Source organism: uncultured Draconibacterium sp. (assembly GCF_913060805.1).
Lineage (GTDB): Bacteria > Bacteroidota > Bacteroidia > Bacteroidales > Prolixibacteraceae > Draconibacterium.
This window is the reverse complement of sequence record NZ_CAJXTC010000060.1, coordinates 1-18157: the sequence shown is the minus strand read 5'-3', so window position 1 is coordinate 18157 and position 18157 is coordinate 1. Positions and strand designations below refer to the sequence as shown.

The window sequence follows — 18157 nt, the reverse complement described above, 5'->3', positions numbered from 1 at the left end:
GTTTGCTGTGATTAAAAATAATCAGCCTTATCAAAGAAATTATCAGAATTTACTTGCTTAAATCATAAGAATAGGGCAAAATCCAGTTTCTTATGTTTGAGAAGGAAGAACCAAATTATTTGACTCGTGGCGTGAATCTAATGAATCCCACTACTTAAAAGTTACGTGAGGGCCTCCGGGAATGATCGACTTTTTCAGAATCCGTTCCACATACATAAAATAGTAGAACAGTTTGTGGTTCATTTCAAAACCGTAATCTTCATTCGGATCGTAACCAACAACCGGTTCAAAATTCCAGTTTCGCGATGGTGAAGCACATTTCGCATTCCACGCGCTCACATATTGTTTGTTCCAGTTTTCGTAATACGACTGCGACCGATAACTGGCCGGCGTATTTTGCCGCTGATACCAAACATCGAAATTGGAATTAAATGTTTCCACATCATACTCAACACTGTCAGTACCTGTTACTTCAACACTCGAATTCTCACTTTCAGCAATATTTTTTGTGCCCGAACAGGCGGATAAAAACATCGCTCCTCCAACCCACATCAACAGTAATATGTATTTTGCCTTCATCATTTCTACCTTTAACTACGAATATGAAGCAAATATTGTTTTTGTTCAAATAAATTTCAGAAATTTACCTAAACAAAATCCAAAAATATGTTTGACTGGAGTCAATTCTGGAACTGGTTTTACCTGATTTTTCTTATTACGGCAATCCCCGTTGCGCTAATGATCATATTAGAGAAACGATCGCCATTTAAAACAGCAGCCTGGATTTTAGTACTGATTCTGATCCCTATTTTTGGAATGATCTTCTACCTTGTTTTTGGGCAGGAATACCGCAAACGAAAAATGTTCTCGCGCCGAGGCATAAAAAGCCTGAAAGCACTGCGCAGGATGAGCGCCGAACAACTAAAAAACATCGAACAAAATAAACTTATTTCGCAGGCAGGACTGCACAGCCAGGCACCACTCATTCGGTTATTACTGAATAATTCCGACTCGCTGCTAACCACCGGGAACGTGCTTCATCTGCTCAAAGACGGCCAGCATACTTTTGATAAAATTATTGAGGCAATTGAAAAAGCGCGGCACCATATTCACATGGAATACTACATTTTTGCGAATGATAAAATTGGCAATAAACTGAAAGATCTGCTGATAAAAAAACGGAAGGAAGGTGTTGAAGTACGTATTATTGTTGATGATGTTGGAAGCTGGGGACTGACGCGTAAGTTTTTTCGGGAATTACAGGCCAACGACGTTGAAATATATCCGTTTATGGAAGTTCGTTTTCCGCGTTTTACCTCACGGGTGAATTACCGCAACCACCGAAAAATCATCGTTATAGATGGGAAAATGGGCTTTATTGGCGGCATAAACATTGCCGACCGGTACATCGAAGGAATGAAAGGACTGGGCCATTGGCGCGATACACACCTGCAAATTGGCGGCGATGCAGCTACTACCCTACAAGTGATTTTTGCTGCCGACTGGTATTTTATTACCAAACAAAATCTTTACGGATACAAATATTTCCCTCCTCTTTCCGACGCTCCGGGAGTTCCGGTACAGGTTTCGGCAAGTGGCCCCGATTACAGCTGGAAAAGTATTGAACAGGCCTTTTTTGCCGCCATTACTTCGGCACGAAAACGCATTCATATTGTAACGCCTTACCTGATGCCGCCACCAGAATTGAAAACAGCCCTAAAAACCGCAGCGCTCAGCCAGGTTGACGTGCGCATCATCATTCCCGAGAAATCGGATGCATCGCTATCGAAGTGGTGCTCGTTTTCGTATGTGGAAGAGTTACTGGAAGCCGGCGTTCGTATTTTTCTTTACCAGAAAGGATTTATCCACAGTAAATACCTGCTGGTCGACGATTGCATTTCGAGCATTGGAACCAGTAATTTCGACTTCCGCAGTTTCGAAACCAATTTTGAAGCCAATGCTTTTATCTACCAAAAAGAATTTACCGAAGAACTGGAGCAACACTTTTTATCCGATTTGAAGCAAAGCCGCGAAGTGAAGTACCGAGAATGGCGCAAACGGTCTCCTCTCGATAAAATACGCGAATCGCTGGCGCATATTATTAGCCCGATGTTTTGAGGCTGGATCCTGGATTCTGGATTCTCGATACTGGATGCTGTTGAAAAGGATGCCATCTTTCTCTATATAAAACAGATAAAGATGGCATCCTTAAAGAGCCTTGATCCTAGATTCTTGATCCTGGATCGCTGGATATTGGTTATTCAAAATTGATTATTGGATATTCGATCCTGAATATTTTAATCCTGTCAACTGAGACTGTAAACTTGTAGCTCGCAAAGAGAGACTATCAACGACTAAAACGGCAACTTACCTAAATCTAGGTTTCCGCCGGAAAGAATAATACCAACTTTTTTGCCCTGCACATCCACTTTCTTTTCGAGGATGGCAGCCAGCGGCACCGCCGATGATGGTTCGATAATTATTTTCATACGCTCCCAGATCATACGCATGGCTTCCACAATACTTTCTTCCGAAACGGTTACAATATCATCTACCTTATCCAGAATAATTGCAAAGTTCCGCTCTCCCAACGAGGTCAATAAACCATCGGCAATTGTTTTGGGATTTTCTGAAGGCACGAATTTTCCGGAATGAAATGAACGGTAAGCATCATCGGCTCCGACAGGTTCGGCAGCAATAACTTTACAGGCAGGCAGCAAATGTTTGGTTGAAATAGCGGTTCCACTTAACAAACCGCCACCACCAACGGGTGCCATAATCACATCAAAATCGCCTTTGTCTTCAATCAATTCTTTGGCTGCTGTTCCCTGCCCCGCAATTACATTAAAATTACTGTAAGGATGAATTTCCGTTGCACCGGTTTCTTCAATCACTTTTGCCAACGTCCTTTCGCGCGCCTGCAAAGTTGGTTTGCAAAAGGTAATTTTTGCACCGTATCCGGCTACTGCTTTCTTTTTTATTCCGGGTGAGTTCTCGGGCATTACAATATGTGCAGCTATTCCGCGCATGTGGGCTGCCAGCGCTAACGCCGCTGCATGGTTTCCTGATGAGTGTGTCGCCACCCCTTTCTGTGCATCTTCTTCGCTCAGAGAAAACACCGCATTACATGCCCCGCGAAATTTAAAAGCACCTACTTTTTGCAGGTTCTCGCACTTAAAAAACAGCTCGGCACCAACAATGCTGTTAATACTCACCGATGACAATACCGGTGTGCGGTGTGCATACTTTTGTACGATTTTGTGTGCCTGTTCAACGTCGGTATAATTTGGTATATTCATGGTTTTGTATTACTCAGCTTTTCATTTAACAAATCGTAGTCAGTATTGTATATCGACTGTTTCGACAGTTCGCGCAAACGTTTTAATCCCGAAATATAGAGATACACCACAAAGCCTACAAAAACAATGGTTAACCAGCCGATTTCGGTAAAAAGGATAAAATCGTAAATACCATGCAAAAGAATAGGCAGTAGCAGCGCCTTTTGTTTCAGGCTTTGGCGTTGTTTTTCATAGAACTTCGCCAGCCCAAAATAAAAGCCCATGGTAATTCCGAAAATTGCATGAGCCGGTACTGCTGTAATTGCCCGCATAATTCCGGTACTCAATCCGCCGTCCATTACATACAGTACATTCTCAACGGCGGCAAATCCCAGCGAAATATAAACGGCATAAACAATCCCGTCGAATTTTTCGTTGAACTCAGGACTTTTCCAAATCAGAAGATACAATGCCAGGTATTTAAACAGCTCTTCCGAAAAAGCGGCAACGGCAAATGCTTTCCATGCTGCAGCCAGCAACCACGGGAACTGCACGGTAAAACGGTCTAAAAAGCCTTCGAGAAATAATATGGGAATTACGGTCAATCCTCCGGCCAACAGCGCAAACAACAATAAACGCAAGGGTTCCTTTTCGTATTTATCGCGGAAATAAATGTAAGCCGCAATAATAACCACAGGAGCCAGCGCAAGTACCAGGAGGTTCATAGCTTGCTAGTTTACATCGTTGAAATAGAAAGCCTGAACACCTTTCACGCCCGGGCGGTATTTAAAAACACCTCCGGCCAATGGATATTTTTCCAGGTCTTCGTCGCTTGTTTGTTCTCGTGCCGAAGTGATGTAAAGTGTTTGCAGATCGTCGTCGCCAAAAGCGCACGAAGTAACATTTTTTGCAGGCACTTCAATTTTGTCGATCAGCTCACCGGTTGAAGGATTCCAGCAGCCCACTGCCGAGCCACCCCAAAGAGCCACCCACAAATTATCGTTTTCGTCGATGGTCATTCCATCAGGCGATCCCAGTTCGGCCGGCACATTTACGGCAACCTCCGGATTTGAGATTTCCCCGGTGGCATCGTCATAATCGTAGGCCATAACTTTTTGTGTAGGCGTATCGATGTAGTACATTTTTGTTTTATCGGCCGACCAAACAATCCCGTTCGAAATACTGACCTTATCCACCATTTTGTGGATCGTGGTATCCGAATCAAAACGATACAAAGCTGCCACTTCCATGTCGCCACTCAGGCTTATTGTTCCTGCCCAAAACCGTCCCGATGGGTCGCATTTTCCATCATTAAAGCGGTTATCCGGCAAATCAACCTCCGGATCAACCAACAAATCTTTCGCCCCGGTTTTTATATTAAAATGATAAATTCCGTTTTGCAAAGCAACCAGCGCATCGCCACTTTCAGTGGGCACTACCGTACCAATCATTTGCCCCGTAAACATTTCTTTATTGTAACCGGTTGCCGGATTGTAAACGTTCAGAATCTCCTTTTTAATGTCGACCCACATCAGTTCTCCGGTTTTGTAATTCCAGATCGAACCTTCGCCAAGTGTTGACTTTGTATCGAGCACCAATTCGGCTTGTTTTGTTTTTGTTTCCGAACAGCTACACAGCAACAATACTGCTAAAAGAAATAAAACGGTATGCTTCATAATTATTGGTTTTCCGGTTGCATGCAGATTTTATCTGCTTCCCAAATGTACTAAATACTTTTTATGAGGTCGCGCATAATAAGCGTCATTTTAGGTTCGGCTTTCATAGCAACCTCCTGCACTTCTTCGTGCGAAATTTCTACAATCTCGCCGGGCACTCCGCTGTCGGTAACAATCGAAATTCCGAAAACTCGCATATCCATGTGGCGGGCCACAATTACTTCAGGCACGGTTGACATTCCCACAATATCGCCACCCAAAATGCGGAACATCTTGTACTCGGCAGGCGTTTCGAAAGTCGGGCCTGATACGCCAACGTAAACACCTTCTTTTACATCGATGTTATTTTCAAGGGCAATCAATTTTGCTTTGTTGCGCAGGCGCTGACTGTATGGTTTGCTCATATCGGGGAAACGCGGCCCAAGTTCATTCATGTTCTTTCCGCGCAAAGGATGCTCAGGGAAAAAGTTAATGTGATCGGTAAGCAGCACAATTTCGCCAACATGCCAATCAGGATTTAAACCGCCGCTCGCATTCGACACAAAAAGGTTTTTCACCCCCACAAACTTCATAACACGCACCGGGAAAGTCACTTCTTTCATGTCGTAACCTTCGTAATAATGAAAGCGGCCCTGCATGGCCAGAATTTCCTTATCGCCCAGTTTCCCGTAAATCAATCGTCCGGCATGGCCATCAACAGTTGACACCGGAAAGTTTGGAATATCGGTGTACGGAATTGAATCGATAATCTCGATTTCGTTTACCAGCCCGCCAAGACCGGTTCCCAAAATAATCCCTACCTCAGGACTTGCCTGAATTCTTTCTTTTATGAAGCTCGCGGTTGCTTTTATTTTCTCCAACATAATTCAATATCTTCTTATTAAACGATTTTTTTTCTTCTTCCAGAAACTCAATTTTCACCGGCAGGTAGTACATGGCCTTTTTCAGCTCGTCGCTCATTTCGCCGATGTCTTTAAAACGCATAGCATCCTTTTCGGTTGTCACAATTAACTTTCTTTCTGATTTTATTTCACTGAACTTTTTCTCGATCTCACGAATATCGGTCATACTGTACGAGTGATGATCGGAAAAAGTTAGTGTTTCCATATTTGTTCCCATCTTACGAATAAAGGAATGCATTTGTTTTGGCGAAGCAATTCCGGTAACCACCAACATATGGCAGGCTACATTTTTATAGTTCGCTTCATCAATTTCAGGCGCATCGAACACCGGTTGCAGCGTTCCATAAATCAGTCGTGTAAAATATAAACTTTGATACGGTAACAGATTTACATCGTTTTGCAAAATCCGACGCATAATCGGTGTGATCTCCTCGGGACACTTGGTGAAAAGGATAATATTTGCCCTGCGCATTTGCGAAACACCTTCGCGCAAACGACCAACCGGCAGCAACGAATCGTTTTTTATCTGACGGTTGTAATCGATCAATAAAATGTTTATTCCCGGTGAAATCCGTCGGTGCTGAAATGCATCGTCGAGCAACACCACATCAGGTGTTTTTTCGTTAGCCGGTTCGAGCAGTTTCTCCACTCCCGAAACCCGGTTTTCGCACACCGAAACGGTAGCTTCAGGAAATTTGTTTTTTATCTGCAGCGGCTCGTCGCCTACTTCTTGTGCCGTAGAATCAGTTTCTACCAAACGGAAACCTTTTGTTTTACGTTTGTACCCGCGGCTTAAAGTTGCCACCTCGTACTTCTCTTTTAATAAACTTACCAGGTATTCAACATGCGGCGTTTTTCCTGTACCTCCAACAGTAATGTTACCGATGGAAATTACGGGCACATCAAACTCCCTCGAGTTGAATATTTTAAGATCGTAGGCCCGGTTACGCAAATAAATGATTATTCCGTATAACCAGGACAGAGGATATAATAAAATTTTTGCCATAAATGTTCTTCAAAATAGGTGGCTAAGATAACGTGATTTGGTGTAAACAAAAAGGATGCCCCATAACTTATGGCACATCCTTCAATTTATTACGGTAAAATCTTAATTCAGATAAATATCGTAAGGCATACGAACGTAAATACCGTTTCTTTCCGATGCCTTTTTCAGGTGCTCATAATAGCGGTATTTTTCACCCAATTCGCTTTTTAAAATGTGTGCTTTTACGTTTCCGCCCAGTTTGAACATTTCTTCGAACGGACTTGACAATGCCGGCAACGAAACGGTGCGGTAATCTTCCAAACCTTCCATTTCAACGGCTAATTTTATGGCGTCTTCCAAACCTCCAAACTCATCGATCAAACCAATTTCTTTTGCATTTTCGCCACTCCAAACACGACCCTGTCCAATGTTATCCACATCCTCTTTTGTCATGCCACGGCCATCGGCCACATGCGACAAGAAATTATCATAACCAATAGAAATATAATTTGTCATGCGTTGTTTTTCGTAAGGAGTCATTGGGCGCATTAACGAAACAAAATTCGAATGTTCGTTGGTACCAACTTCATCGGTAGTAATTCCAAGCTTGTCGTTCATCAGTTCGCCAAAGTTTGGAATCTGACCAAAAATACCGATCGAACCGGTGATTGTATTTGGGCTGGCAACAATTTTATCGGCCGGGCACGAAATATAATAACCACCCGATGCTGCCACATCGCCAAACGATACCACCAATGTTTTTTCTTCGGCTGCCAGTTTCACTTCGCGCCAGATTGTCTCCGAATCGAAAACAGCTCCACCCGGAGAATTTACACGCAAAACAATCGCTTTATAGGAGCTGTCCTGACGCACTTTACGAATTTCCTTACCCAGCTTATCGCCGTTAATTCCTTCGTCGGCACTTACCGCAGTTCCTATCTCGCCACTGGCATAAATTACCGCAACTTTATTACGGCTGTATTTTTTACTTTGTCCTTTCACCGGAACTTTAGCATAGTCTTTCACACTCACCACCGGAATTCCGTCTGTTCCTTCAATACCGGTAATTTCGCGCATATCGTCAAGCACTTCGTCGCGGTATTTTGCTGCGTCAACCAAACCGTTCTCCACCATATTTTGGGCTTTCTTGTAGGTTTGTGCTTCATCGGCCAGTTCATTTAATTTTTCTACCGAAATATTACGCGTCTCCGAAATTCCTTTCAGCATATGATTCCACAAACTATTCATGTAAACCAGTCGCTGCTCGCGGTTAGCCTCGCTCATTTTATCCAACATGTAAGGCTCAACTGCCGATTTAAATTTGTTGTTCGGGCCACGAATGATCTGCATTTCAACACCCAGTTTTTCGAGGGCATTTTTGTAAAACATCAGTTCGCTGCTTAATCCACGGAAATCGAGAAAAACTTCAGGATGTAAAACAATCTTATCAGCCACTGTTGCCACATAATAACCTTTTTGGTCTAAAATCATTTGGTCGGCAACGGCATAAATCGGCTTATCGCAACTGTCTTTAAAAGCAATCAAATCATTTCGGATCTCTTCAACTGAAGCAAACCCACCGTTTGTTACCGACAGTTTCAGGTAAACACCTTTTATCCGATCGTCGTTGGCGGCTTTTTTTAACGACTCGCTAATCTCATCCAATCCGATTGTTTTTATCGAGCTAAAAATTCCGGGAAGTTCAAGATCTTCAAAAGGATCGTTCGGGGCACGGTCGACAATACTTTTGCTTAAATCAATAACCAGCATCGATTGATCGGTTACCGTAATCTCTTTGTCGGTCGAGGCAATAATGGCCCCAAAAACTATAAACATCAGAAAAATACCGATTAACGAGATGGCCAGGAAACCAACAATGGTCGCTAATACGTATTTGAAGAATTCTTTCATATTTTTGTAATTTAATTAATGTTCTATTTTAGTGAATGAGTACAAGTTTGATCAAGGAATTACAAATATAAGATACAATGAACAAGGTATTTCTTGGAATAGGTGGAAATATTGGCGACAAGCATAAAAATTTTATTCGCGTCCTCGAACTGATTGACATAAAATTAGGTAAAATAATTCAAAAGTCATCGGTTTACGAAACGCCACCGTGGGGTTTTCATTGCGAAGATGTGTTCTGGAATCAGATTTTGGTTATTGAAACCAAACTTGAGGCCGAAGAACTGCTTTGGCGCATCCATGAAATAGAAGCCGATTTTGGGCGAAAACGCGGCAACGAACGTTACTCATCGCGCGAAATGGATATTGATATCCTGTATTTTAACGACGATTTTTTGGAGTCGCCGGACCTCATCGTTCCTCATCCGCGCATTCACGAACGACGTTTTGTACTCGTTCCGCTGGTTGAAATTGCCCCGGAAATGAAACACCCGCTTCGGCGTTTAACCAGCATCGAAATGCTGGAAAACTGCCTCGACAAATCGGTGATTAAAAAGGTTGAAATGGAATAAAAGCGGGTTGCTTTTATTCCTGAATTCCTTTTGTCCAGTCCGAATTATACAGGTAATCGTTATACGGAAAACGTTGCGAATGAATCCCCTTCACTTTTTCGTACAATTCAGCTTTAAAATCTTCGATGTTCGTTTTTTCTTTTGCTGAAATAAACAAGGCCGGCGTGTTACTTTTTGCCATCCACGAGCTTTTCCACTCTTCCAATGTAAAATTATCTTTTGTTCGTGGCGAAAGATCATCCTCATCTTTTTCCTCGTAAGTAAAAGCATCAATTTTATTAAAGATGTAGAAGGTTGGTTTATCGCCGGCTTCGATTTCTTCCAGTGTTGTATCCACCGTTTCAATCTGCTCCTCAAATCCCGGGTGCGAAATATCTACAACGTGCAACAAAATATCTGCCTCGCGAACCTCGTCGAGTGTTGATTTAAACGACTCAACCAAACCATGTGGCAGTTTACGAATAAATCCAACCGTATCAGCCAAAAGGAAAGGCAGGTTTTCGATCACTACTTTACGCACTGTAGTATCTAGTGTGGCAAAAAGTTTATTCTCGGCAAACACTTCCGACTTCGCCATCATATTCATAATGGTTGATTTACCAACGTTGGTATACCCCACCAAAGCCACGCGCACCATTTTACCACGGTTTTTACGCTGAGTAGCTTTTTGTTTATCGATTTTTACCAGCTGTGTTTTTAGCCGGCTGATTTTATCGAGAATAATACGGCGGTCGGTTTCTATCTGGGTTTCACCCGGACCACGCATACCAATACCACCACGCTGACGCTCGAGGTGGGTCCACATTCGTGTTAATCGCGGAAGCAAATACTGGTACTGTGCCAACTCCACCTGTGTTTTTGCGTGAGCCGTTTTTGCCCGTTTTGCAAAAATATCGAGGATGAGGTTGGTACGATCGAGGATCTTACATTCCAATTCGCGTTCAATATTTCGGAGTTGTGTTGGAGTAAGCTCGTCGTCAAAAATTACGGTATCGGCTTCAACAACTTTTATGTATTGATTAATCTCGTCGAGTTTTCCCGGGCCAACAAATGTGGCTTTATTTGGGATATCCAGTTTTTGGGTGAATTTTTTTAATACTTGCGCACCCGCAGTATCGGCCAAAAACTCCAACTCGTCGAGGTACTCTTTTGCCTGACGTTCATCCTGATCCTGGTTGATCAGTCCTACAATAACCGCTTTTTCTGTTTCTGGTGCTGTTTCTATCATTTTCGTTAATTTTTTTCAAAAAAAAACTCCTGCTTCTAAAGAAACAGGAGTGCAAAAATATTGTTTTTTATTCTTTACTGCAACACGAAGTTAATTGGTACCGTGTACGATACGTTAACTGGTTTTCCACGCTGTTTTCCTGGCTTCCAAGCAGGAAGCGCATTTACCACGCGAAGTGCTTCTTTATCTAGCGAAGGGTCAACTCCCCTTGCGATTTTAGCATCAGTAACTTTTCCTGTTTTACTTACAACGAAAGTTACATATACTTTACCTTGAATACCGTTTTCCTGTGCAATTACAGGATACTTGATAGCATTGGCAATATATTTACGCAATGCAAGGTCTCCACCCGGGAATTCCGGCATATCTTCTACGATAAAGAATACCTGAGCTTCTTCCTCTTCTTCTTCTTCAGCTGTTTCGATAACAGGAGCAACGTCGATTACAGTTTCTTCGTCGGCCTCTGTGTCTTCAATTTCCAGCTCGTCTTCAATTTCTACATCATCGTCAACAATGTTCAGCACCTCGATTACTTTTGGTGGTGGAGGTGGTGGAGGTGGTTTAACCTCTTGTTCACGAGTAATAGGGATGATCTCTTCTTCAACTTCCGCTGTTTGGATCTGACCAAGGTCAGCAGCTTTTGTAGGCTTTGTAGTCCACTCAAAAGCCAGAAGCGAAACTCCCAACGCGATAACTAATCCTATCAACCAAAAAGTATTCTTTTTGATTTCCAGATCAGCCTTTGGTGTTTTTTTAAGTTCCATACTTAATTATTTTATTTGTTTTATTTGATTTTTTGCCCTTCAAAATCGGGGCTTAAAGATAAAAAATAATCTTCACATGCAAGTGAAATTTTAATTCATTTCAATTTTCTATTGCAATATGAAATTTATGGGCACGGTGTAGCGCACTTTTACCGCTGTACTGCCCTGTCTTCCCGGCTTCCACCGAGGCATCGATTTCACTACGCGAATTGCTTCACGGTCAAGCGATGCGTCGACTCCGCGCGCCAGTGTAACGTCATAAATGTCCCCATTTTCATCAACTACAAAGCTCACAAATACTTTGCCTTTAATTCCATTCTCTTGTGCGATTAACGGGTAATTAACATTTTTCGACAGAAAGCTTACCAAAGCCGCATCTCCTCCCGGAAATTCGGGCATTGTTTCAGCAAAGTTTAAAATTACGTCCAGATTCTCTTCTCCCGGATCATCGCCGTAATCCATAATGTTTCCAAGATCAATTGTTACCGGCTCGTCGGGTTCCTCTCCTTCCCAGATTAATTCTTCATCTATTTTTTTACCATCTTCAATAACTTTAAAAACCGGAACTTTGATGATCGGCTTTTCAGGCTCCACTTTTTCTCGTGCTGTACTTGGAATAACCAAATCTTCGGGAGGCATATAATCTGCATATCCCTGAACAATCATGGCTTTTTGTGCAGGTTGTTTCCACTCGAATGCGAACAATGTAAAACCAAGCGCGACTACCAAACCGATCAGAAACAATGTTGCTTTTTTACTTTCAAGATCAGCTTTCTTTGTTTTTTTAGATTTCATGGGTTCTAATTTTAATTGGATTGTCAATAAATAAAAGAACGCCGGCTTCTTGTTTTCTGCAGGTATTATTAATATAGCAAAAACTTTACCAAAAAAATTATTTGATTGATTCTGAAAAATATTTTTATATTTGCGTCCACGTTTTGGGGGATTAGCTCAGTTGGCTAGAGCGCTTGACTGGCAGTCAAGAGGTCACCGGTTCGACTCCGGTATTCTCCACTTGATTTTCAAAGAGTTACAAAATATTTTGTAACTCTTTTTTGTTTTTATACATACCAGATACATACAAAATCATAGTTAAAAGGAAAAGATTCGTCAATAAAAAGAATTGCAAAAGTTGGTGAATTATATTAGCATTGTTGGAAAAGAAAAATACAAATGCAATTATCATAACCATTTAGCCATCGATTATGAATCAAGCAACCATCAAACTAATCTTTTTTCTCATACTATTGTATCCGGTTTCCCGACTACTTTACAAATATATTTTTCATGTTTTTGTACCCTATATGCTGAATCAGAAATTCAGCTGGAATAAACACGTAGAAAAACCCAGACTGCTGTTCTACATTGTTTTCGGCGGAATAGCTTATGGCTGCTTGCTAGCACTGCAAAATTATCCATATTTCGGCAGGTATTATTTGGATTTATTCATTCAAATACTTTTATTATCGAACCTGACACTCAGCTCACTACTGTTACATTTTACATGGACAAGAAAGTTTTCCTCCAAATTGATCCCTATCGCAAAAGATCTATCCATGAAGATTAACCGGGTACAATTAGAATCGATAATTAAGGACGATAAATCTATCAGCGAAATGCATTACTCGTTAAAAAACTATCTAGGCTGTGAAATTGATGCATTAACTCATTTTATCCACTTAACGCCACTCGGAAAAACAAAAAAAATTAGATGGATCGACACTGGAGGGAACAACAACACGGACTCAAATCAACAATCACTACTTGCGTTCATAATCGCAATTTTCCCTGGGCTAAAGAGGAAGAACAAAGTTCAGCGAAAAAAAGTAAAGGAAATCGCAGAAAAATATTTTTGCGATAATACCGGCAAACCAATTACGATTAATCCCACCACATTTGATTTATACAGGAGAACGGAAAACAATCAACCGAAGCTGGAAATCAGAGAGTTAATCAATCAGCACAAAAACGGATAGTACAAAATATTTTCCACAAAAATTAAGTTGTTCACAATTCTTCCTTATGTATGGCATACATAAGCATACCCCACCATACATATTTGAGGTTATTTTCTAATCCTATACGTTTGCTTTCAGATATCGAAAATTAGAAAACAAAAGCGCTTTTGTTCAGTGTTTAATTTAAATATAAAACAATGGACAATATTAAAATTGAAGAACGGCTCGACCGCATCGAGCGGCTTTTAATTTCGAATAAAAAAGTATTAACGTTTGACGAAGTTTGTGATTATACCGGCTTATCACGTAGCTACCTGTACAAACTTACTTCCTCCGGGGTAATTCCACATTCTAAACCCAATGGCAAGGTTATATTTTTTGATAAGGAGAAGTTAAATAACTGGTTACTCAAAAATGCACGAAAATCGGCAGATGAAATAAAGGAAGATGCCCTCAATTTCGTCATTGAGAATAAAAACACCTAAGAAAATTTTCCCAATCTTAATTAACCTGAAACCTGTGTCCTGCAGGTACAATCTTTTAATGTTTAGAGAAATGGAAGAAAAAGAATCCGGTTTATACATTGCCAATAATCCAAAAAAGAAAACAGTTTTTGATTACACAGCTGATTATCTTTTTGAAAAATACGACATCAGGTATAATGAAATATCTCATGACTACCAGATTTCATTAATTGGAGAAAACCAGTGGCACTATCTTAATATCAATTCACTGATTATTGAACTCACAAAAGCAGGGATTGAAATTTCGCCTGGCAAACTGGAAATCTTTATCAAGTCAGAACTCATTGCAAAACATAATCCGATCCTGAACTATTTTGAATCGTTACCCAAATGGAATGGCATCGATTACATACAGAAACTGTGTTCTTATGTTCCTACCTATGAAGATGAAGCCTTTCTGTATCACTTTCGGAAATGGTTGGTGCGAGCAGTCAGGTGTGCTCTGGAACCTGACTATTTTAACAAGCAGGCTTTCATTCTTAGTCACAAAGGCCAAAGTTCAGGAAAATCAACCTGGTGCAGGTTTCTTTGTCCCCCACTACTTTCGGAATATATGGCTGAAGATATCAGCAACGATAAGGATGCACGCATTCAACTTTGCCGAAATTTTCTGCTTAACCTCGACGAACTGGCCGTACTTTCCAGAAAAGATGTAAATGCGCTAAAAGCCTTCTTTTCGAAAACTTTTATCAATGAAAGATTACCCTACGATAAAAAGAACACTACCCTACCACGGATCTGTTCTTTCGTGGGATCTACAAATATGGCATCCTTTCTCAGTGATGAAACCGGTTCTGTTCGCTGGTTGTGTTTTGAACTTCGTGATAAAATTGATTTTGCCTACTCAAAAGAAGTGGATATTAATAAGGTATGGAGCCAGGCTTATCATTATGCTTATCAGCTGGAAGATTTTGACGCAGAACTTTCGTTAAAGGATGTGACTGAAAACGAGGAACGAAATAAGAAGTACACCCGGCTCTCAACCGAACAGGAACTAATTGCAAAGTATTACGAAAAATCTCAGGATATGGAAGATTTTGTAACTGCTTCGGATGTTGAAATAGCTTTGAACTTTCTAAACCTGAGATTGAATCACATCAATATTGGCAAAGCTTTGTCGGGATTTAATTTTCAGCGGGTAAAACACCCCAAAAGACAGGTCTGGGGCTATCTGGCCCGATCAAATATTAACTCAGGCTAAACAGAAGTTTTCTGTAAAAAAGCAGAAAACAAGTTACCTACTTACCTAAAAGAATGAAAAGTACTATAAACACTGAGCTTTGCTTAGGTAAGATGAACAATATTTAAGTTACCTGGAACTTACCTAAGTTACCTATCAGGTAAGATAGGTAGGATGAAAAATCAACCTACCTATATACTAAGAGATTGATAATCTGACCATAGGTAAGTAGGTAAGCGAAAAACAACTTTTTTAAAAATTTTGCTGATGAAAAAAGAAAAACTACAATGCGATACAGCCCGTGAAATTCCGATAACAGAATTTCTGAAAAGATCCGGCCATTCACCGGTAAAAGAAAACCAACATTCAGACTGGTACCTTAGTCCGATTAGAAAGGAAAATGAAGCCTCATTTAAGGTTTCCAAGGTTCTTAACCGCTGGTACGATCATGGTCTTGGAAAAGGAGGAAATATTATTGACCTGGTAATTGAAATGAATAACAGCTGCAGTGTCAATGAAGCACTGGCAATCTTGGCTAAAAACATTCCATCTTTCTCTTTTCAACAGCAGCATAATTTGGTTGAGTTAGCGCCTGAACCGGAAATACAGATCGAAAAGATCCTCCCCATTCGGCACCCGGCTTTGATCAAATATTTGTTGCAAAGAAAAATAGATGTAAAAACTGCAAGCCGTTTTGCCAGTCAGGTTCATTATTCGATGAATCAAAAACGATACTTCGCTTTGGGTTTGGAGAATGTTTCGGGAGGCTGGGAACTTCGAAATCCGTATTTTAAAAATGCTGTAGCACCAAAAGACTTTTCCTATTTCACTACAGGTAAACAAATATTGAGTGTTACCGAAGGCATGTTTGATTTTTTTAGTTTGCTAATGCTTTATCCTGGCTTACCACACCAATCAGATTTTTTAGTATTGAATTCTGTTTCGTTTATCAACCGCATCCATAAGATTGCCCAAACTTATCCGAAAGCTGGTCTCTATCTCGATAATGATTCAGCTGGTAAAAAAGCGACCAAACAGTTATTGGCCGATCTAACGAACAGTGTCGATATGTCGGCCATCTATAAAAACACAAAAGATCTGAATCAGCTGTTGATAGCCCGAAACCAACGTCTGCGGAGGTCTCCGTGGTAAGCCATGTCGAGAGGTGCCCAGGTTGCACCATGGGCATCTCTCGCTTTGCTCCCAGGCTCGCAAAGGGGCGCACAGCGCAGGTTCTAAATATTAATTTAAAGGTTAAAGAATATGAGAGTTCGCACAAAATATATCTCGTTTAGAGTAAGCAATATCGAAAAAAGAGCCATCACAATGGCTGCCGAGGAATGTGGATTAGGTACCAGTGAATTTGCCCGACGGGCATCACTAAACATGAAAGTAACCTTACGGTTTTCGCCCGAAGAATTGGAGGTGTACAATAACCTGCACATCTACCATCGCAATTTTACGGCCATCGGGAACCTGGTAAGAAGCAAACATTTTAATAAGAATGAAACTGTTCTCCAGGAATTGGAAGAAGTAATTAAACTGATTAAAATCCACCTTGGAAAGTTTGAACAATGATCGGCAAAGCAAAAAGCATCTCACATACGGTCAATGCTGTTAATTACGCCATGAAAAAGCCCGGAGCCAAGGAGATCAGCCGGAATAAAGTTGCAGGCGAAACTCCCAGGGAAATTGCAACGGAGTTCAGGATCTTTCAGAACCTGAATTCCAAGTGCCAGAAGAATACATTTTCAATGGTGCTGAGTCCATCCATTCCTGACGGTGATAAACTTAGCAATGCTGATTTTGCAAAACTGGCCGGAGACTTTCTAAATCGCATGAAATTGGACGACCATCAGTTTATATCTTTTCTGCATACCGATGAGAAACACCAGCACCTGCATATTTTCGTCAACCGTATTGATTTTGACGGAAAAGCGTACAAGGACCACTTTATCAGCAAAAAGGCGCAGCGTATTGCTGAAAGTGTGGCCAAAGAGTGGGGATTTACTACTGCCAAAGAAATTCAGCAGCAAAAAGAACAACGACTGGGCAACTACATTAAGGAAGCTCACCAACGGGTTTTGACAGTAATGCCCCGAGATATTAATGATTATGCCCAATTGATGGAAGAGTATGGAATCCAAACCCACAGGAGAGTTGCCTCTGATGGAAAAGTTGTTGGGTTGAAATTTCAGATTGGAGAGGAAACCATAAAAGGCAGTAGTGTTGGCCGGGAGTTTAGTGCTGCCAATTTGCAAATACAGATTCTGCATAATTATGAAATAATGTACGGCGCTGAACGAGAAAAACAAAGAAAACGAGAACAACAAAACCGTCCTTCAAGGGATTTTGGAATAAGCTTTTAATACCATGAGAAAAAATTTATCGCAACAAAAGTTACTGGAAATTTTAACCTCCGAAATTGAAACACTCAAACAAACCACTGAGAATATAAATGAAATTGCTCCTGAAATTGACAGGCAATTACAGATTCTTAAATCATCAAAACTGAAATATGAGGTTGACACCGATAAACTGGAACAGCTTCTGAAGGATCATAAACGGAAGTTGGAAAAGAGTGTTGTTATTCCGAGGTGGTTTTTATGGTTGATTGCAGCTATCATGATTTGGCTCATCTTTCAAATACTTTTTAGATTTATTTGAAGGTATTTATATAGCAAGCACTTGCAATCTTATAAAAAAGCATTTCGAATTCTCTGCAGTAAGGTAACTACAAACCCAACGAAACCGTAACAAGAAACTGCCTCGGACGAATAGAATAATTGCTTCTCACAAGTGAAATATCGCTGTTATAATAACGTACCATTTCGGAATGGTTAAATATATTTCGTATCTCCAGCTTATATTTAAGTTTGCCTTTTGACGGTTTTAAGTGGTACGAAAAATTGGCAAAAAGCACATTTGAGTTGTGCTGCCCACTTTGTTTAGTGCTATAGTATTCGCCTGACAAGCCAAATAAATGTCTTTTTTCGGGAGTATAAAAAATGCTCCCTGAATGTTTCTGATCAACAACCGAAATATCGGCCTGTTGCGAGGTTTGATCGATTATCTGTAGCTCATAGCTATATTCGAGATCTACCTTTTTCCAACGGTTGACGCTTATTCCCGGATGAAAAACATAAACTTTATTTCTTAACCATCCCAATTGGTTATTTAGT

The 18157-nt window shown here is 40.8% G+C and carries 20 protein-coding genes and 1 tRNA gene; 10 read left to right on the top strand and 11 right to left on the bottom strand.

Annotated features, from left to right (window positions below; genetic code table 11):
* Positions 1-150: 150 nt before the first annotated feature.
* On the bottom strand, positions 151-579 hold the full coding sequence (locus QZ576_RS21775) for a DUF6146 family protein (protein ID WP_297101545.1): 429 nt from the start codon (positions 577-579) through the stop codon (positions 151-153).
* An 87-nt stretch (positions 580-666) separates the two neighbouring features.
* On the opposite strand from QZ576_RS21775, the gene cls reads away from it, so the two are divergent.
* Complete coding sequence (cls, locus tag QZ576_RS21770) at positions 667-2118, top strand: cardiolipin synthase (RefSeq protein WP_297101543.1); 1452 nt, start codon at positions 667-669, stop codon at positions 2116-2118.
* Between the two features lie 236 nt (positions 2119-2354).
* Here the strand turns inward: cls and QZ576_RS21765 are convergent, their stop codons facing one another.
* The 6 genes from QZ576_RS21765 to sppA all read right to left on the bottom strand — a co-directional run bounded on the left by QZ576_RS21765 (position 2355) and on the right by sppA (position 8752).
* Positions 2355-3299: a pyridoxal-phosphate dependent enzyme gene (locus tag QZ576_RS21765; protein WP_297101541.1), complete on the bottom strand. Its 945-nt coding sequence runs from the start codon at positions 3297-3299 to the stop codon at positions 2355-2357.
* Positions 3296-4003 carry a PrsW family glutamic-type intramembrane protease gene (locus QZ576_RS21760; RefSeq protein WP_297101539.1) on the bottom strand — a complete coding sequence of 236 codons (708 nt, stop codon included), beginning with the start codon at positions 4001-4003 and terminating at the stop codon, positions 3296-3298. The genes QZ576_RS21765 and QZ576_RS21760 overlap by 4 nt, the downstream gene beginning before the upstream one ends.
* A 6-nt stretch (positions 4004-4009) precedes the next feature.
* Entirely contained in the window at positions 4010-4954 is a 945-nt protein-coding gene (locus tag QZ576_RS21755) for an SMP-30/gluconolactonase/LRE family protein (RefSeq protein WP_297101537.1), read from the bottom strand.
* Between the two features lie 50 nt (positions 4955-5004).
* Positions 5005-5817: a purine-nucleoside phosphorylase gene (locus tag QZ576_RS21750; RefSeq protein WP_297101534.1), complete on the bottom strand. Its 813-nt coding sequence runs from the start codon at positions 5815-5817 to the stop codon at positions 5005-5007.
* Positions 5756-6862, bottom strand: coding sequence for a tetraacyldisaccharide 4'-kinase (gene lpxK / locus QZ576_RS21745; protein ID WP_297101533.1), 1107 nt, complete (start codon positions 6860-6862; stop codon positions 5756-5758). Before lpxK ends, QZ576_RS21750 begins: the two co-directional genes overlap by 62 nt.
* Before the next feature lie 102 nt (positions 6863-6964).
* The gene (gene sppA / locus QZ576_RS21740; RefSeq protein ID WP_297101530.1) at positions 6965-8752 is read right to left on the bottom strand and encodes a signal peptide peptidase SppA; all 1788 of its coding nucleotides are present in this window, start codon (positions 8750-8752) and stop codon (positions 6965-6967) included.
* Between the two features lie 77 nt (positions 8753-8829).
* Here sppA and folK point away from each other — a divergent pair, with 77 nt between their 5' ends.
* On the top strand, positions 8830-9321 hold the full coding sequence (gene folK / locus QZ576_RS21735; RefSeq protein ID WP_297101528.1) for a 2-amino-4-hydroxy-6-hydroxymethyldihydropteridine diphosphokinase: 492 nt from the start codon (positions 8830-8832) through the stop codon (positions 9319-9321).
* A 13-nt stretch (positions 9322-9334) separates the two neighbouring features.
* On the opposite strand, the gene hflX is transcribed toward folK, so the two are convergent.
* The 3 genes from hflX to QZ576_RS21720 all read right to left on the bottom strand — a co-directional run bounded on the left by hflX (position 9335) and on the right by QZ576_RS21720 (position 12108).
* Positions 9335-10549: a GTPase HflX gene (gene hflX, locus QZ576_RS21730; RefSeq protein WP_297101526.1), complete on the bottom strand. Its 1215-nt coding sequence runs from the start codon at positions 10547-10549 to the stop codon at positions 9335-9337.
* Positions 10550-10623: 74 nt separating this feature from the next.
* A complete protein-coding gene (locus tag QZ576_RS21725; protein WP_297101523.1) occupies positions 10624-11313 on the bottom strand; it encodes an energy transducer TonB in 690 nt (229 codons plus the stop codon).
* A 108-nt stretch (positions 11314-11421) separates the two neighbouring features.
* A complete protein-coding gene (locus QZ576_RS21720) occupies positions 11422-12108 on the bottom strand; it encodes an energy transducer TonB (RefSeq protein ID WP_297101521.1) in 687 nt (228 codons plus the stop codon).
* A 145-nt stretch (positions 12109-12253) separates the two neighbouring features.
* On the opposite strand from QZ576_RS21720, the gene QZ576_RS21715 reads away from it, so the two are divergent.
* The 8 genes from QZ576_RS21715 (at position 12254) to QZ576_RS21680 (ending at position 17642) form a co-directional block, all read left to right on the top strand.
* Positions 12254-12327, top strand: a tRNA-Ala gene (locus tag QZ576_RS21715).
* A gap of 542 nt (positions 12328-12869) precedes the next feature.
* Complete coding sequence (locus tag QZ576_RS21710) at positions 12870-13289, top strand: hypothetical protein (RefSeq protein ID WP_297101519.1); 420 nt, start codon at positions 12870-12872, stop codon at positions 13287-13289.
* A gap of 179 nt (positions 13290-13468) precedes the next feature.
* Positions 13469-13756, top strand: a complete 288-nt coding sequence (locus tag QZ576_RS21705) for a helix-turn-helix domain-containing protein (RefSeq protein ID WP_297101515.1) — start codon at positions 13469-13471, stop codon at positions 13754-13756.
* A 70-nt stretch (positions 13757-13826) separates the two neighbouring features.
* Positions 13827-14996, top strand: a complete 1170-nt coding sequence (locus tag QZ576_RS21700; protein WP_297101513.1) for a VapE domain-containing protein — start codon at positions 13827-13829, stop codon at positions 14994-14996.
* Positions 14997-15242: 246 nt separating this feature from the next.
* Positions 15243-16127, top strand: a complete 885-nt coding sequence (locus tag QZ576_RS21695; RefSeq protein ID WP_297101512.1) for a toprim domain-containing protein — start codon at positions 15243-15245, stop codon at positions 16125-16127.
* Positions 16128-16238: 111 nt separating this feature from the next.
* Positions 16239-16553: a hypothetical protein gene (locus QZ576_RS21690; RefSeq protein WP_297101510.1), complete on the top strand. Its 315-nt coding sequence runs from the start codon at positions 16239-16241 to the stop codon at positions 16551-16553.
* On the top strand, positions 16550-17344 hold the full coding sequence (locus QZ576_RS21685; protein WP_297101508.1) for a relaxase/mobilization nuclease domain-containing protein: 795 nt from the start codon (positions 16550-16552) through the stop codon (positions 17342-17344). The genes QZ576_RS21690 and QZ576_RS21685 overlap by 4 nt, the downstream gene beginning before the upstream one ends.
* Positions 17345-17348: 4 nt before the next feature.
* The gene (locus tag QZ576_RS21680) at positions 17349-17642 is read left to right on the top strand and encodes an SNARE domain-containing protein (RefSeq protein WP_297101506.1); all 294 of its coding nucleotides are present in this window, start codon (positions 17349-17351) and stop codon (positions 17640-17642) included.
* Positions 17643-17709: 67 nt separating this feature from the next.
* Here the strand turns inward: QZ576_RS21680 and QZ576_RS21675 are convergent.
* On the bottom strand, positions 17710-18157 hold a 448-nt coding region (locus QZ576_RS21675; protein ID WP_297101504.1), incomplete at its 5' end, for a hypothetical protein.

Bases quoted from the DNA above. Each gene is read 5' to 3' on its own strand.
- QZ576_RS21775 (WP_297101545.1), bottom strand. From the start codon at position 579: ATGAAGGCAAAATACATATTACTGTTGATGTGGGTTGGAGGAGCGATG.
- cls (WP_297101543.1), top strand. From the start codon at position 667: ATGTTTGACTGGAGTCAATTCTGGAACTGGTTTTACCTGATTTTTCTT.
- QZ576_RS21765 (WP_297101541.1), bottom strand. From the start codon at position 3,299: ATGAATATACCAAATTATACCGACGTTGAACAGGCACACAAAATCGTA.
- QZ576_RS21760 (WP_297101539.1), bottom strand. From the start codon at position 4,003: ATGAACCTCCTGGTACTTGCGCTGGCTCCTGTGGTTATTATTGCGGCT.
- QZ576_RS21755 (WP_297101537.1), bottom strand. From the start codon at position 4,954: ATGAAGCATACCGTTTTATTTCTTTTAGCAGTATTGTTGCTGTGTAGC.
- QZ576_RS21750 (WP_297101534.1), bottom strand. From the start codon at position 5,817: ATGTTGGAGAAAATAAAAGCAACCGCGAGCTTCATAAAAGAAAGAATT.
- lpxK (WP_297101533.1), bottom strand. From the start codon at position 6,862: ATGGCAAAAATTTTATTATATCCTCTGTCCTGGTTATACGGAATAATC.
- sppA (WP_297101530.1), bottom strand. From the start codon at position 8,752: ATGAAAGAATTCTTCAAATACGTATTAGCGACCATTGTTGGTTTCCTG.
- folK (WP_297101528.1), top strand. From the start codon at position 8,830: ATGAACAAGGTATTTCTTGGAATAGGTGGAAATATTGGCGACAAGCAT.
- hflX (WP_297101526.1), bottom strand. From the start codon at position 10,549: ATGATAGAAACAGCACCAGAAACAGAAAAAGCGGTTATTGTAGGACTG.
- QZ576_RS21725 (WP_297101523.1), bottom strand. From the start codon at position 11,313: ATGGAACTTAAAAAAACACCAAAGGCTGATCTGGAAATCAAAAAGAAT.
- QZ576_RS21720 (WP_297101521.1), bottom strand. From the start codon at position 12,108: ATGAAATCTAAAAAAACAAAGAAAGCTGATCTTGAAAGTAAAAAAGCA.
- QZ576_RS21710 (WP_297101519.1), top strand. From the start codon at position 12,870: ATGAAGATTAACCGGGTACAATTAGAATCGATAATTAAGGACGATAAA.
- QZ576_RS21705 (WP_297101515.1), top strand. From the start codon at position 13,469: ATGGACAATATTAAAATTGAAGAACGGCTCGACCGCATCGAGCGGCTT.
- QZ576_RS21700 (WP_297101513.1), top strand. From the start codon at position 13,827: ATGGAAGAAAAAGAATCCGGTTTATACATTGCCAATAATCCAAAAAAG.
- QZ576_RS21695 (WP_297101512.1), top strand. From the start codon at position 15,243: ATGAAAAAAGAAAAACTACAATGCGATACAGCCCGTGAAATTCCGATA.
- QZ576_RS21690 (WP_297101510.1), top strand. From the start codon at position 16,239: ATGAGAGTTCGCACAAAATATATCTCGTTTAGAGTAAGCAATATCGAA.
- QZ576_RS21685 (WP_297101508.1), top strand. From the start codon at position 16,550: ATGATCGGCAAAGCAAAAAGCATCTCACATACGGTCAATGCTGTTAAT.
- QZ576_RS21680 (WP_297101506.1), top strand. From the start codon at position 17,349: ATGAGAAAAAATTTATCGCAACAAAAGTTACTGGAAATTTTAACCTCC.